15 protein-coding genes are annotated in these 14,572 nt (G+C 44.6%); 11 read left to right on the top strand and 4 right to left on the bottom strand.

Features of this window, described 5'->3' with window-relative positions; genetic code table 11:
* The first annotated feature begins 20 nt into the window (after positions 1 to 20).
* From rsfS to lipA, 10 genes are all read left to right on the top strand, one after another.
* The gene (gene rsfS, locus BW947_RS00570) at positions 21 to 350 is read left to right on the top strand and encodes a ribosome silencing factor (RefSeq protein ID WP_076496385.1); all 330 of its coding nucleotides are present in this window, start codon (positions 21 to 23) and stop codon (positions 348 to 350) included.
* Positions 350 to 820, top strand: coding sequence for a 23S rRNA (pseudouridine(1915)-N(3))-methyltransferase RlmH (rlmH, locus tag BW947_RS00565; RefSeq protein WP_076496382.1), 471 nt, complete (start codon positions 350 to 352; stop codon positions 818 to 820). The genes rsfS and rlmH overlap by 1 nt, the downstream gene beginning before the upstream one ends.
* A 61-nt stretch (positions 821 to 881) precedes the next feature.
* Positions 882 to 2,738, top strand: coding sequence for a penicillin-binding protein 2 (mrdA, locus tag BW947_RS00560; RefSeq protein ID WP_076496380.1), 1,857 nt, complete (start codon positions 882 to 884; stop codon positions 2,736 to 2,738).
* On the top strand, positions 2,735 to 3,841 hold the full coding sequence (gene rodA / locus BW947_RS00555; RefSeq protein WP_076496377.1) for a rod shape-determining protein RodA: 1,107 nt from the start codon (positions 2,735 to 2,737) through the stop codon (positions 3,839 to 3,841). Before mrdA ends, rodA begins: the two co-directional genes overlap by 4 nt.
* 16 nt (positions 3,842 to 3,857) lie before the next feature.
* Complete coding sequence (mltB, locus tag BW947_RS00550; protein WP_076496374.1) at positions 3,858 to 4,934, top strand: lytic murein transglycosylase B; 1,077 nt, start codon at positions 3,858 to 3,860, stop codon at positions 4,932 to 4,934.
* Positions 4,918 to 5,778 (top strand): septal ring lytic transglycosylase RlpA family protein, encoded by an 861-nt coding sequence (locus BW947_RS00545; RefSeq protein ID WP_076496372.1) that lies wholly within the window; start codon positions 4,918 to 4,920, stop codon positions 5,776 to 5,778. The genes mltB and BW947_RS00545 overlap by 17 nt, the downstream gene beginning before the upstream one ends.
* Before the next feature lie 140 nt (positions 5,779 to 5,918).
* Positions 5,919 to 7,094, top strand: a complete 1,176-nt coding sequence (locus BW947_RS00540) for a serine hydrolase (protein WP_076496369.1) — start codon at positions 5,919 to 5,921, stop codon at positions 7,092 to 7,094.
* 120 nt (positions 7,095 to 7,214) lie between these two features.
* On the top strand, positions 7,215 to 7,481 hold the full coding sequence (gene ybeD, locus BW947_RS00535) for a DUF493 family protein YbeD (RefSeq protein WP_076496367.1): 267 nt from the start codon (positions 7,215 to 7,217) through the stop codon (positions 7,479 to 7,481).
* Positions 7,482 to 7,574: 93 nt separating this feature from the next.
* Positions 7,575 to 8,228, top strand: a complete 654-nt coding sequence (lipB, locus tag BW947_RS00530; protein WP_076496724.1) for a lipoyl(octanoyl) transferase LipB — start codon at positions 7,575 to 7,577, stop codon at positions 8,226 to 8,228.
* Positions 8,225 to 9,190 (top strand): lipoyl synthase, encoded by a 966-nt coding sequence (gene lipA, locus BW947_RS00525; protein ID WP_076496365.1) that lies wholly within the window; start codon positions 8,225 to 8,227, stop codon positions 9,188 to 9,190. Before lipB ends, lipA begins: the two co-directional genes overlap by 4 nt.
* Positions 9,191 to 9,323: 133 nt before the next feature.
* Here the strand turns inward: lipA and rimI are convergent, their stop codons facing one another.
* Together rimI and BW947_RS00515 are read right to left on the bottom strand one after the other, a co-directional pair.
* Entirely contained in the window at positions 9,324 to 9,878 is a 555-nt protein-coding gene (rimI, locus tag BW947_RS00520) for a ribosomal protein S18-alanine N-acetyltransferase (RefSeq protein WP_076496723.1), read from the bottom strand.
* 46 nt (positions 9,879 to 9,924) lie between these two features.
* Entirely contained in the window at positions 9,925 to 10,290 is a 366-nt protein-coding gene (locus tag BW947_RS00515) for a DNA polymerase III subunit psi (RefSeq protein ID WP_076496362.1), read from the bottom strand.
* Positions 10,291 to 10,543: 253 nt separating this feature from the next.
* Between BW947_RS00515 and dpsA the strand changes: the two genes are divergently transcribed.
* On the top strand, positions 10,544 to 11,011 hold the full coding sequence (gene dpsA / locus BW947_RS00510) for a DNA starvation/stationary phase protection protein DpsA (RefSeq protein WP_076496359.1): 468 nt from the start codon (positions 10,544 to 10,546) through the stop codon (positions 11,009 to 11,011).
* Positions 11,012 to 11,098: 87 nt separating this feature from the next.
* Here dpsA and BW947_RS00505 read toward each other — a convergent pair whose 3' ends face one another.
* Entirely contained in the window at positions 11,099 to 12,370 is a 1,272-nt protein-coding gene (locus tag BW947_RS00505) for an acetyltransferase domain-containing protein (protein WP_076496356.1), read from the bottom strand.
* Positions 12,360 to 14,519 (bottom strand): TonB-dependent siderophore receptor, encoded by a 2,160-nt coding sequence (locus BW947_RS00500; RefSeq protein ID WP_076496722.1) that lies wholly within the window; start codon positions 14,517 to 14,519, stop codon positions 12,360 to 12,362. Before BW947_RS00500 ends, BW947_RS00505 begins: the two co-directional genes overlap by 11 nt.
* Between the last annotated feature and the right edge of the window lie 53 nt (positions 14,520 to 14,572).

The raw sequence follows: 14,572 nt of genomic DNA, 5'->3' as shown, positions 1-14,572 counted from the left end.
AATTAATGAGGTACGCCAGCGTGCAAAGCGCGGAATTAAAACAATTTGTTGTCGACAAGATCGACGACTTGAAAGCCAGAGACGTTATTGTTCTGGATGTCAGCAAGCAATCTAACATCACTGACTACATGGTCATATGTTCAGGTACGTCAAAGACTCACGTCAAAGCTATCGCCGAAAACCTTGTGGTTGAAGCGAAAAAAGCTGGAATTCCACCTTTAGGTGTTGAAGGCCGTGAAAGCAGTGAATGGGTTCTTGTGGACATGGGTGATGTGATCCTGCACGTTATGCAAGATCAAACCCGTGAATACTACCAGCTTGAAAAACTCTGGTCAGAAAAGCAAGACTGATGAAGTTGCAGCTCATCGCAGTAGGAACACGGATGCCCGATTGGGTTACCCGTGGTTTCGAAGAATACCAGCGCCGCTTTCCCCGTGATATGGCGCTGGAGCTCATCGAAATACCCGCTGGAAAGCGGGGGAAAAATGCCGACATTGTCCGGATCCTGCAAAAGGAAGGCGAACAAATGTTGGCAACTATTCCCAAAGGTAATCATATTGTTAGTTTAGATCTTCCGGGTAAAAACTGGACGACTCCCGAGCTGGCAACCGCAATGACTAAATGGCAACTCGATGGTCGCGACGTTAGTTTACTCATTGGCGGACCAGAAGGATTAGCGCCAGCCTGCAAAGAAGCGGCAAATCAAAGTTGGTGCCTGTCTGCATTAACCTTACCCCATCCACTTGTGCGGGTTGTGGTCGCCGAAAGTTTGTATCGCGCGTGGAGCGTGAACACGAATCACCCCTACCATAGAGAATAGCGGGATCTTGATGTTAACGAGTGTCAGTCACCCGTCATGGGATCAGCCGGAGATAGCATAAGTGTCGCCAAAAAAGCGGATAACAATGCATGATCACGCCGCAGAGGCGTCTCTTTTTAAGCGCCGAGCGCTATTCACTTTTTTTTCCGTTTTTGCTCTATTAAGCGTATTAGTGGCCAACCTTTATCACTTACAGGTTGAATCTTATAGAGATTATGCAACTCGCTCTAACGATAACCGTATCCGCGTTGTCCCGATTGCACCAAGTCGTGGCCTTATTTACGATCGTAACGGTGTGCTCTTAGCTGAGAATTTACCTTTTTACTCCCTCGATATCGTGCCTGAAAAAATCAGTAATATGTCTAATACCTTAGATGAATTAGGCAAATTAATAGAGATCAGTGAGGATGAACGCGAAACCTTTACCGAGGCGCTAAAATTTCATCGCCGTTTCAAACCACTGACACTAAAAAATCAGCTCACCGAAGAGCAAGTCGCAATTTTTAGCGTGAACCAACATTTATTTCCTGGCATTACCGTCGAAGCAGGTCTGAAACGGAATTATCCCTACGGTCCACAGATCACTCATGTATTGGGTTATGTTGGCAAAATAAATACCCGCGACAGAGCCCAATTAGAGCGCAGTGATTTATGGAAAAACTATGCCGCGACTAAGGATATGGGCAAACAAGGCGTTGAAAAATTTTATGAAGCATTACTACACGGTAAACCCGGGCATTTAGAAGAAGAAGTTAATAACCGTGGCCGCGCAATTCGTACCTTAAAAATTGTTCCACCGGAACCTGGCCAAGATATTTACCTCACTTTAGATCTCAAACTACAACAAAAAGCCGTTGAGTTACTCAGTGGTTTGCGCGGTTCTATTGTGGCTATTGATCCCCGTGATGGCGGTATTTTAGCCATGGTATCGAGCCCAAGTTACGATCCAAACCAGTTTGTACAAGGGATTAATAATAAAGATTACAGCGCGTTACTCAATGATAAGTCACGCCCTTTAATCAACCGGGCGACTCAAGGCCAATATGCACCGGCATCGACTATCAAACCTCACCTCGCACTGCTTGGCTTAGATGAGAAAGCCATTACGGAAAATACTCGTGTATGGGATCCCGGTTTCTGGCAAATTCCTGGCGTTGAGCGTAAATACCGAGACTGGAAACGTTGGGGTCACGGTTGGGTCAATGTTTATAATGCCATTACAGAATCCTGCGATACCTTTTTCTACGAACTCGCTTATAAGGTTGGCGTCGATCATATTGCCCGATTTATGGAGCAATTTGGCTTTGGTCAAAATACCGGTATTGATATTTTTGAAGAGTCGGCCGGTAATATGCCGTCTAAAGAATGGAAACGATTGAAATACAACCAAGCTTGGTATATTGGTGACACCATATCTGTGGGAATTGGCCAAGGTTACTGGACAGCAACGCCATTACAACTGGCTAATGCGGTAGGTATTATGGCTAACAAAGGCCGCCGTTTTCCACCCCATTTACTAAGAGCGGTTAAAAGCAATACCACGACTGAAGATTCGCCGATTAATGAATTGCCGCCCATTGAGCTAAAAAATGCGCGTAACTGGAATATTATTAACGAAGCCATGCGTCAAACAGCTCATAAATCACGCTTTACTGATGCGCCTTATACGGCTGCGATGAAAACCGGTACGGCGCAGGTGATTGGCGTAGCTGAAAATACCAAATACGATGCCAGCAAGATTGCTGAACACTTTCGCGATAATGCCTTAGTTGTGGCCTATGCGCCCTTCGAAGACCCCAAAATTGTTATTTCTGTCGTGATGGAAAACGCAGGTTGGGGCGGCGCAAATGCCGGCCCTGTTGCCCGCGCCATACTCGATGAATATATGCTTAGAGATACTTGGAAAACCACACCATGAGTCGCCACAGTCAACATCAAACCCTCTGGCAACGCCTGCATATCGATGTGCCATTATTGCTTGGTCTACTCGTCGTAATGATCTTTGGTTTGTTCGTTATTTATTCTGCCAGCGGTGAAGATCTCGAGATGATGGAGCGACAATTGCTTCGCATGCTGTTGTCGCTGGGCATCATGTTCACTATGGCGCAAATTAACCCAGAAGCACTGAAGCGTTGGGCATTACCTATTTACCTAGCGGGGATCGTTTTGCTCCTTGGGGTGCACTTCTTTGGTGAAATAAACAAAGGCGCCCAGCGTTGGTTGAACTTAGGTTTTATGGAATTTCAACCCTCAGAGCTGATAAAACTCGCCTTCCCCATTACTATGGCTTGGTATATCAGTAAGTTTCCTCTGCCACCCAAAAAACGCTACCTTGCAGGCGCCGCAGTGATCTTACTCGTCCCTACACTGCTAATTGCTAAACAACCCGATTTAGGCACCTCGATTTTGGTCGCAGCATCTGGTATTTTTGTGCTGTTTTTATCCGGAATGAATTGGGCTATTCTAGGCAGTTTTACTGTAGCAGTCTTAGCGTTTCTGCCCATTCTTTGGTATTTCTTGATGCACGATTACCAAAGAACACGGGTATTAACTCTGCTTGATCCCGAGCAAGATCCTCTCGGTGCGGGTTATCACATTATTCAGTCAAAAATTGCTATTGGTTCCGGTGGACTCTGGGGTAAAGGCTGGCTTGATGGAACTCAGTCACAACTCGAGTTTATTCCTGAGCGCCATACTGATTTTATCTTTGCGGTGATAGGTGAAGAGTTTGGTTTAGTCGGAAGTATCTTGCTGCTCATTATGTATCTGTACATCATAGGTCGCGGTTTAGTCATCGCCTCTCAGGCGCAAACCAGTTTCGCACGTCTACTCGCTGGTAGTATCACATTGACCTTCTTCGTTTATGTTTTTGTGAATATTGGCATGGTTTCAGGTATCCTGCCTGTGGTGGGTGTACCACTGCCCCTTGTGAGTTATGGTGGAACTTCCATGCTGACATTGATGACAGGGTTTGGCATTCTTATGAGCATTCATACCCATAGACGTTTTGTAGATAGATAATTTTAGGGACTTTTTTATGCCTATTCTTCGAGCTTATTTGGCTCCACTAGGTCTTTTTTGTGTCAGTTCATGTCTAGTCGCATGCACAACCGCACATGAACCAACACCGCCGAAAACCGCACTAACAAGTACGCCAACGGTTATTGAGGCGGTTAATACTCCTGCTCCGATGATCCCTGAATTACTAAAAGAAGAGTTTGTTCAAGCGCAAATTAAACAAGGTTTTACGCGCACAGAGGTGCTCACCTTCCTTAACAAAGCAAAATATAACCAAGGCGTTATCGATGCGATGACTCGACCTTGGGAAGCCAAGCCTTGGCATGTCTACTACCCCATATTCTTAACTGAAAAGCGTCTTGATGCTGGGCTCGCGTTTTGGAAAAAACACGAGAAAACCATTGCTAAAGCCGCGGCTAAGTACCAGGTTGACCCGCAAATTATTGTTGCCATTATCGGAATTGAAACCTTCTACGGCCAATACATGGGTAATTACCCTGTTATTGATGCTCTCTATACTTTAGGGTTCCACTACCCACCTCGAGCCACCTTTTTCCGTAAAGAATTTGGTGAGTTAATGGCCTTAGTCAAAGAAGAACACTTAGATATTAATAACCTTAAAGGTTCCTATGCGGGTGCTATGGGCTACGGGCAATTTATACCCTCAAGCTACCGCCATTACGCCGTCGATTTCGATAATAGTGGTAACCGTAATTTATTACAAAGTCCAGAGGATGCCATTGGTAGTGTGGCTAATTATTTCCATCAACATGGTTGGCAAGCCAATGCTCCGGTTGCCCTGCCTTTGGTCAATAACAGCAAAACTGCGCCCAAAGCCAAAGTATGGGCAGGTGAAAAGCTAAACTATAAAGTGGCCAATATTTTAACGCCAACTTTAGCTTTAGCAGATTCAAGAGATATCGATATCTCACAAAAGGCTTTACTGATTGAACTTGAGCAAGCGGATCACAGTGACTATTGGCTTGGCTTAAATAACTTTTATGTAATTACTCGCTATAATCGCAGTCCTTTGTATTCAATGGCCGTTTATCAATTTAGCCAACAATTAAAGGAACAGCATGCAACTCAAAAATAGTCTTTTCGCGTTTGCGGCTGTGATGATGTGCTTTGCCCTTGCAGCGTGTTCTTCAAGCTCAGGTACGAATAAATCGAGCCCTACCAGTACCAAAGCCAGCAAAAAAAATATGGATCCTAATAAGGGTCGATATTCGCTGAAAAACGACAAACTGCCGCTTAATCCACCGAATGTGGATCATGTGCAAAACGCAGTACCTAAATTTGAATCCTATAGTCGCCGCGGTAATAAACCTTATACCGTGTATGACGAATCGTATACGGTGATGAATACAGGCCAAGGCTATAGTGATACGGGCCGCGCCTCTTGGTATGGAGAAAAATTCCACGGCTACGAGACTTCTAATGGTGAACCCTACGACATGTATTCTATGTCCGGCGCCCATAAAACACTGCCATTACCCAGTTACGCTAGGGTTACCAATTTAGATAACAATCGACAGGTCATCATTCGTATTAACGATCGAGGACCATTCCATTCGGATCGTATACTCGATGTATCCTACGCCGCGGCCTATAAGCTTGGTATGTTGGGTACTGGCACCGCACGGATAAAATTAGATGTGATCTATATTGGTAGTGAAGCCGCAACCTATTCAGGTATGGCGAGTGCACAGGATACTGGCCATCATTACGTTCAATTAGTCGCCTCAAAAGATAAGCCAAAACTGAATGCCATGGCAAAAAGTCTTGAACAAAAATATCAAGTTAAGACCCGTGTACAGGCCGTAAACAACATGTTTAGACTACAGTTAGGCCCTATCGGGCAGCCTGAGTTAGCCGAAAAGTTGCTAAATAAAGTTCAGCAAAATGGTTTTCCTCAGAGTTATATCGTCCATGAGTAATCATTATTTGCTCTGACAAGAATAGATTTAAAATAGAGATGAAGGAACCTTCACTAAAAACTACTGTCCGAAAGTGGTACACTGTTGAAGATCTTCTCGAATCCTTTCCATTTAATATAACCAAAAGACGTGCCCAGTTAATGATGAATTTTGTAAAAAGTCCCATTAAAACATTGCTGCTAATTTCCAGTGTTTCACTCCCCGCTTATGCTGCGCAGCCTGTTATTACACCTGATGCGCCTGCAGTTGCCGCCAAGGCTTACGTCTTGATGGATTATAATTCGGGCCAGATAATTACTGAAAGTAACGCATACGAAAGTCTAAATCCTGCCAGCTTAACCAAGATGATGACCAGTTATGTTATCGGTCAAGAAATGAAAGCGGGCAATGTGTCTGCCGAAGATGATGTAACAATCAGTAAAAATGCGTGGTCCAAAAACTTCCCTGATTCATCTAAGATGTTCATCGAAGTCGGCACAACGGTAAAAGTGGGTGATTTAAACCGTGGAATTATTATTCAGTCAGGCAACGATGCGTGTGTAGCCATGGCAGAGCATATCGCCGGTACTGAGGGCGCTTTCGTTGATATGATGAATTCATGGGCGAAACAACTTGGTATGCGTGATAGCTACTTCGAAAATTCCCACGGTTTGGACGCTGAAAACCACAAATCGACCGCCTATGATATGGCATTATTGGGCGCTGCGTTAATTCGTGACGTACCAGAAGAGTATCGCGTCTACAGCGAAAAATTTTATACATTCAATGGTATCAAACAATATAACCGTAATGGTTTGTTGTGGGATAACAGCATGAACGTAGACGGTATCAAAACTGGCCATACTTCAGGAGCAGGTTACAACTTAGTCGCCTCTGCGACTAAAGACGGTATGCGCTTAGTGTCTGTGGTGATGGGCACTCAAAGTGAGTCAGCTCGTAAAGCTGAAAGCAAGAAATTATTAACCTACGGTTTCCGCTTTTTTGAAACTGTGACACCTTATAAAGCGGGCGACAGCTTTATCACTCAACCAATTTGGTACGGTGACAAGAGCACTGTTGATTTAGGCGTGGCAACTGACACACCGATCACCATCAACCGTGGCCGCGGTAAAGACTTAAAAGCGAATTTTGAGCTCACTAAGCCATTAGATGCGCCATTAAAGAAAGGTGAGACTGTAGGCCGTTTATTCTTCCAACTTGACGGTAAAGATATCGCTCAATTCCCGTTAGTGACATTACAAGAAGTCAACGAAGGTAGCTGGTTTAGCAAATTAGTTGATTACTTCAAACAACTGTTTTCAGGTTGGTTTAGCTAAGTCTAATCCCATAAATAAAGCCACCTTTAGGTGGCTTTATTTTTTGGGGAGTGTATCACCCTTGAATCAGTTATAATCGTCACCATATATATCCCAATATAGCCGCTAAGAGTACAGAGCATGTTAGACACTAAATTTGATGAACTGATGGATTTCCCCTGTGCATTTCCTTTCAAGGTTGTCGGTGAAGCCCATGAAACGTTAACTGACAGAGTCGTGGCAGTAGTTCAAAAACACGCTCCAGGTGATTACTCACCCTCGACCAGAATATCGAGCAAAGGTAGCTATCACTCCATCACTATCCGCGTGACAGTTACCAGCAAAGATCATATCGAAGTTTTGTACACTGAACTTGCCGCAATCGATGGTGTACGCCGCGTACTATAGCTATTTCTCAAGGCCATGAAATGTGATCTGTCTTACATTTATGGTCAAGAGGCGTATAATAGTAGCACTCATTTCTAAGGGGAGAGGTTGCCCTTGCAAGACACGACTTTGCATATTCGACATCTTGGAAAACAAGATTATGAATCAGTGTGGCATGCAATGCAGCATTACACTGATACGCGGGGCAGCGAAAGCCATGATGAACTATGGATTGTCGAGCATCCTCCCGTATTTACCCAAGGCCAAGCTGGTAAAAGCGAGCATATTTTAAATGCTGGTGATATTCCGGTTATCCAAGTAGACCGCGGGGGTCAAGTGACCTATCACGGCCCAGGCCAACTAGTGGTATATCCTCTTATTGATATTAAACGTAGTAAAGTCGGCGTACGTCAACTCGTCACCCACATAGAGCAAAGCATTGTTAATATGCTAGCCAAGTACGATATTAACGCTTATGCCAAGGCCGATGCGCCGGGCGTGTATGTGAATGAACGCAAAATCGCCTCCCTAGGATTGCGCATTCGTAAAGGCTGTTCATTCCATGGATTAGCCCTCAATGTCGACATGGATTTAGCGCCATTTCGCCGTATCAACCCTTGTGGTTATGCCGGTCTTGAAATGGTGCAATGTAAAGAGCTTGATGGACCCAAAACGGTGACCGAAGCCGGCGAACAACTTACCCTTACTTTTAGCCAATTACTGGGCTATCAACATCTAGTTCATCATCAAGGATTAGCCGCGTCATGAATAGGCCTGAACGTTTACAACCCGGTGTAAAATTAAGAGATGCCGATAAAGTATCTCGTATTCCAATTAAAATCGTTCCTTCTGAACGCGATACTATGTTGCGTAAACCCGATTGGTTACGGGTAAAACTACCAGCATCGAATCAACGTATTTTAGAAATCAAACAAGCACTGCGCTCCAATGGTCTGCACTCGGTATGTGAAGAGGCTTCTTGCCCTAACCTAGCAGAATGCTTTAACCACGGCACAGCTACCTTTATGATTTTGGGCGCAATTTGTACTCGTCGTTGCCCATTTTGCGACGTTGCCCATGGCCGCCCACTTAAACCAGATGCTGAAGAGCCAGTTAAATTGGCGCAAACTATCCGCGATATGAAGCTGAAATACGTGGTTATCACCTCAGTAGATCGTGATGACTTACGTGATGGTGGCGCGCAACATTTTGCCGATTGTATCCGCGAAATTCGTAAACTCAATCCCACGATCAAGATTGAAACCTTAGTACCCGATTTCCGTGGTCGTATCGATGCAGCGTTAGATATCTTATCGACTGAGCCACCAGATGTGTTCAACCACAACTTAGAAACAGCGCCAATGCATTATCGTAAAGCGCGCCCTGGTGCTAACTACCAATGGTCGCTCGATTTGCTCAAACGCTTTAAAGAACGTCATCCAAATGTGCCGACTAAATCTGGCCTGATGATGGGTTTAGGTGAAACCAATGAAGAAATCGCACAGGTATTACGAGACTTACGCGCCCACAACGTTGAAATGCTCACCTTAGGCCAATATCTACAACCGTCGAAATTCCACTTACCGGTTGAACGTTATGTGCCACCAGCTGAGTTTGACGAGCTGAAAGCCTTAGCCGATGAGCTAGGCTTTACCCATGCAGCCTGTGGCCCGTTAGTGCGCTCAAGTTACCATGCGGATCTACAGGCCCAAGGTAAAGAAGTTAAGTAACCTTGTAGTAGAGAGTCCAATAATCCTTGATATAACATCAGGGTTATTTAACTAAAAAAACAGCGCTTAAGCGCTGTTTTTTATTACTATGATTAACAAGCCTCACCAAGATTTATTACTGTTTTGGCTAAACTCATTCAGGCGTTATCGCTAAATCCATCAAGATAGCATCTTCTTTACCGCCCTCTATCAAGTAGTAACCTTTGCGCCGACCCGATTCAATAAAGCCAAATTTTTGATACAAGCCGCGAGCCGCTACATTGGACTCTCGCACTTCTAACATCAATACCACAGCGCCAGATGTTTTAGCAGAAGTCACCACTGCATTAAGCAATAACTTGCCGTAACCTTTACCCTGTAGGCTTGGTAATAAGCAAATATCTAATAACGTCACTTCATCGATAATCTGCTGAACGATAGCAAAACCTAAGAGCTCTTCGACTAGCTCAGTATCCGCGTCAACATTAGCATTAGAATCGGTACTTAGCTTTAAACCCAAAACGCTGTACAAATGTCCAAAACTGTCGGCAAGATTACCCTCGCTCATAGGATGCGTATGGGCCATAGATTCAAGCAGCGCCATTTGAGGAACATCGGCTAGAGTAAGAGCCACAAGTTCTACAGGTGGATTGGCAGTAAATTGTCCCGTAGGTTCTACAAATAAGTTATCGTTAACTGAGGTATTCAAAGCATGTGCCCACAATATTCATCATTAATACATTTACGGTTAAGCGCTATGATTTATTAAAGGCTTGGCCGCTGGCCTGCTCACGCCATTGATAAATTTGTTGCCACAGTGCACTTTTAGCCTCAAAACCCGTCAATAAATCCACTAACGGTTCAGACACCAACCATGCGGTGCGGGGTCTAACTTTATGGCGGCGCAAATCCCAAACTATCTGCTTACCCGTATGGGGCTCGCTATCGAAATCGCATTCTTCACGTTTGACGTCAATAAGCTTTAGTACCATATCGATCAGCGGTTCAGCCTCAGCCAATTCACCGTTTTCGTCCAAAATGACTAAATAAGGTTTCACTTTAGTGTCGCGCACTCGCCAAGTTGTCACATTCATAGCGGCTAAATAGGCTGATTTATTCATTAGGGTCAGTTTTATTCAACTCAAGTATCGACTCATAATATGCAACTAGAATAGCATTTTAACCACGGTATTGTTACTGTATCTAGGATATGGAAAGCGTCTCTAAACAATTCATCACAAAAAAACCAACTAAACTTTGTTGGTTAAAGTTCAATCGCATTTATAGATTTTTAGAATCTATTTTACTCGTTTTACATTGAATCTCAGATCGCTAGACTATATATACTAAGTTAAACAATAGAAGGAGAACGCCATGATTAATATAGGTATCAATCAAGCTAACAGAGAAGAAATCGCTGCGGGACTAAACCAACTATTGGCTGACAGCTATAGCCTGTATCTTAAGACCCACAGTTTTCATTGGAACGTAACAGGCCCAATGTTCACGAGTCTGCATTTATTGTTTGAACAGCAATATACTGAACTGGCCCTTGCGGTTGACGTTATTGCAGAACGCATTAGAGCATTAGGTGCCAGAGCACTCGGTTCATATTCAGCCTATGCGGCACTGACTGAGATTAAAGAAGATAACGGCGTAGTAAAAGCTGAAGATATGATCCGCGAATTACTGAACGATCAAGAGTTAGTTATTCGTAATGCCAGAGCCTTATACCCGCTAGCTAATCAAGCAAATGATGAGGCGACAGCAGATTTACTTACCCAGCGTATTCAACAGCATGAAAAGAATGCTTGGATGCTGCGAAGCTTACTATCTGAATAATTTGGAAAGAGTTATTTAACTTACAAAAAGTCGCCAAACATAACTGCTTGGCGACTTTTTAGGTTTAAAGCACCACACTACGCTTTGTTACAAATACTTAATCCAAGCCTGAGTGCTGTGTTTTTTGTACTCACTAAACTGCTTAACGGGGTAATACAGTACGATAATTAACACGCCGGCTATTAACCCAATCCATCCCATACTATTCACCCCAAATAACTCGCCATGGTTAGCACCAAAGGTGAGCTTAGCTAAGGTATAAAGCAGCAACAGCACGTACAAATGTAAGATATAAAAGAACATAGGGACAGAACCAAACACAGACAATCCATGACCAACTCGTGCCAATCTGCCATCTGTTTCTCCCGCTGATGTAAAGTGCCGCTCAAACGCCACCAAGCAGAAGAACATGCCACCTAATGTCACCAGTAAAAAGCTTAATGATGGCGGATACTTCGTTAAGTTAAATATCGACATTAAGGTTTCACCTAAGTGAGCTCCCGCCTGCCAAGGTAAGGTTTCGCCATAAATATTAACCCCCCTAAGCAATACAAAAAGTGCAAAACAGCTAACCCCCAAGAGTAACAGCTTTTGCTGACGCGCCGATGCATCAAGCTTGTCACTAAAAATGGGCCCTGCCACATAGCCGAGTAAAATCACGCCCATCCAAGGCAGCGCCGGATAACTCACTTTGATCTTAAGCGCACCTTCACTAACGAGATATCCGCGGTCATGCAATATGGTCCACAGACCGTAAGCCCACTCATTCGGCTGAAAACCAATTGGCGTCAATAGATTATGACCAAAGACAATCGCTAACCCTAAAACAGCCATCCAAGGTCTAGGCAGATTTATCAGCGCCGCCAGTGTTAACATGCTCAGGCCGATCACCCAAATGACCTGCAACCAAAGCGTGTGGTAGTTGCCCATCCAAGAGATATTTATCACTAACATTTCAAGCGCGATTAAAAATAAGCCACGTTTAATCAAAAACGCCCGCGCTGAACGCGGCTGTCCATGACCCCTATTGGCATAAAGCCATGCAGAAACCCCAGTTAAAAACACAAAAACTGGCGCACAAAAGTGTGCAGCAAAACGGCTTAGAAAAAGTCCCCAAGAGGTCGTGGTCAAATCCATAGGATCGCTCACCTGCATATGCAGAAAAAATCGCTCCCGCACATGGTCGAGCAACATAATAAGCATCACGGCGCCACGCATCATATCGATACTATTGATACGACTCTTAATACGAGAATGGCTAATCGCTGGAGTCGATTCTTTGTCCATTTTATTGGCTGACAACGCTTGATCCGTATTAATATTTGAACTGTTTTTAGAACGACTAATATTAGAACTCATAGCTGATACTCACTCTGATGTTACGTGGCTCACCTGGCACCGCCCAAAGCGCCGAGTAACTGCTGGCGATATAATGCTCATCCAATAAGTTGTCCAGATTGACACCAAGGATGAAGTTATCGCTCAGGTGCGTATTCATAAACACCCCAAGCAGCTGATAGGACGGTAATTGGAAACTCGGATCGGCAGAATCACCAAGGCGTGAATCCACATAACGCCAGCTAAACCCTGCATTCCCATCAATAGAAAATGCATTCAAATCCTGCTTCAGCATTACACTCGCAGTATGTTTTGGCACATTAACCAGTGGACTTCCCGCAGGAATAAGCACGCCCCAGTCGGGATTCAAGCTGTCATTAGCGGTGCGAGTATTAAGGTAGGCGTAGGATAATTTGGCTTGCAAAGCCTCCGTCAGCTCGGCGACTAAATCGAGTTCAACGCCGCTGCTTTTTGCTTTACCCAAAGTGGCAGAAAAACCAACATTAAGCGGATCTGAGGTCAAAATATTGCTCTTTTGCGCATCGAACACCGCCAAGCTGCCATTCACAGCCAGATCATTTAGCCAAGTACGATGAAACTTCATGCCTAGTTCAACCGACTTGCTCTCTTCGGCTTCGAAGGGCTGCCCCGCAAAATCGGTTCCCGAAAGCGGCGAAAAACCTTCAGAGTAAGAACTATAGAAACTTAAGGCATCGGACCATAAATACACCAGACCGACTTTAGGACTAACCCTACTATCGGCTTGCTCTGATAGGGTATTTTTTACAACTTCACTAATATCTTGCTGATAGCGATCAAACCTTAACCCTAAGTGCAATTTCCACTTTTCAGTGAGATCCATTTGATCTTGCAGGTATGTACCCCACGCCTTTTGGGTTTCATTATTCTCATACAGTAAACTCACCTCTGGCTGAGGTCCGCCATATTGCGGCGCATAAATATCGATAGCGTATTCGCCCTTTTGGCCGCGATAGCGATACAATCCCGTTTTTAAACTGTAGTGATAGGTATCGGCGCTGAGCAGCAAATTGTGGCGAATAAAGCCAGTATCCACATGGCCACTTAACTCTAGACGCAGTGAATTATCCTCGGAGGCATAATCGCGATATCTGTGCTGTCTGGTAAGTGTGCGACCATCATCAAATAGTGATTGCCGCCCCTTTGCCAACTCAGCATCGGACGAATAGCCCTTCAAGCTAGAATCGCGATAGTTGTAGCCCGCGGTTAATGACCAATCATCATTTAATGCATAGTCATAGGTCAGCTGGTGCCCAGTGGCATTGACCACAGTTGCGCCATCATTGGGCTCACCTAAATAACGCGAGCGTGGCACAGTATTGATATCGTTGTTGAGCACAATAATGCCGCGATCGAATAACTGTTCTTGCTTGAGGTATTCCATTTCATAAAGTAACGAAGCTTTATCTGAAATCTGCCAACGCACTGACGGCGTGATAATTTTTTTATCGCTGAACACATAATCGCGAAAACTATCGTATTCCTGCCACGCGCCATTAATCCGAAATGCCAAGTTGTCGGTCAAACCTGAAGTCACATCCCCTTCTAAACGATATTGATCGAAACTTCCTGCCGATGCCTTTAAATAACCGCTGGTTTCATATTGAGGTTTCTTAGTCACAATATTGACTGTACCGCCGGGCTCAGAGCGGCCATAAAGCGCCGAACCTGGGCCTTTTAAAATCTCAACATAGGCCACATTCGATAAATCCCTATGTCCACTAAAACCTCGGCCACCATTAAAGCCATTGATTAAATAGCCCGATGGCATGTTTTCGTTGCCCGGAAAACCGCGCAGGGAAAAGCTATCCCATAAACCGCCGCCATTGTTTTGCCGCGCCACACTGGCGGAATAATCCAGTACATCCTGAAACCGCGTCAGCCCCGCATCTTTTATCAGTTGCTCGTCTAACACACTTATCGCTTGGGGAAGCTCAGTTGAGGATACATTGCCACGGTACGCTTGGCGGTAGTGGATACTTAGACGTTCAATGTCTGTATCACTAGCTGCATTAAGAGCTAGATCACTCGATTGACTGCTCTCTGAGGCTAGCAGCATTGAGATAGGATTGAGCGCAAACAAAGCGCCCAACAACAGCGCAGCGCGCTTGGGAATATAAAAAGAGGTCATTTTCACTCCGAAAATAAACAGCATCGACGCCTTAGCTAAGCCAAGGCGCTCAA

The organism is Shewanella morhuae (genome assembly GCF_900156405.1).
GTDB lineage: Bacteria > Pseudomonadota > Gammaproteobacteria > Enterobacterales > Shewanellaceae > Shewanella > Shewanella morhuae.
The sequence above is the reverse complement of the archived record's forward strand: the minus strand, read 5'-3'. Positions and strand labels throughout refer to the sequence as shown.

Excerpts from the sequence above, each read along its gene's own strand:
- BW947_RS00515 (WP_076496362.1), bottom strand. The coding sequence starts at position 10,290 with ATGAATAAATCAGCCTATTTAGCCGCTATGAATGTGACAACTTGGCGA.
- dpsA (WP_076496359.1), top strand. The coding sequence starts at position 10,544 with ATGATTAATATAGGTATCAATCAAGCTAACAGAGAAGAAATCGCTGCG.
- ybeD (WP_076496367.1), top strand. The coding sequence starts at position 7,215 with ATGTTAGACACTAAATTTGATGAACTGATGGATTTCCCCTGTGCATTT.
- lipA (WP_076496365.1), top strand. The coding sequence starts at position 8,225 with ATGAATAGGCCTGAACGTTTACAACCCGGTGTAAAATTAAGAGATGCC.
- rodA (WP_076496377.1), top strand. The coding sequence starts at position 2,735 with ATGAGTCGCCACAGTCAACATCAAACCCTCTGGCAACGCCTGCATATC.
- BW947_RS00505 (WP_076496356.1), bottom strand. The coding sequence starts at position 12,370 with ATGAGTTCTAATATTAGTCGTTCTAAAAACAGTTCAAATATTAATACG.
- rlmH (WP_076496382.1), top strand. The coding sequence starts at position 350 with ATGAAGTTGCAGCTCATCGCAGTAGGAACACGGATGCCCGATTGGGTT.
- BW947_RS00500 (WP_076496722.1), bottom strand. The coding sequence starts at position 14,519 with ATGACCTCTTTTTATATTCCCAAGCGCGCTGCGCTGTTGTTGGGCGCT.
- mltB (WP_076496374.1), top strand. The coding sequence starts at position 3,858 with ATGCCTATTCTTCGAGCTTATTTGGCTCCACTAGGTCTTTTTTGTGTC.
- BW947_RS00545 (WP_076496372.1), top strand. The coding sequence starts at position 4,918 with ATGCAACTCAAAAATAGTCTTTTCGCGTTTGCGGCTGTGATGATGTGC.
- BW947_RS00540 (WP_076496369.1), top strand. The coding sequence starts at position 5,919 with ATGATGAATTTTGTAAAAAGTCCCATTAAAACATTGCTGCTAATTTCC.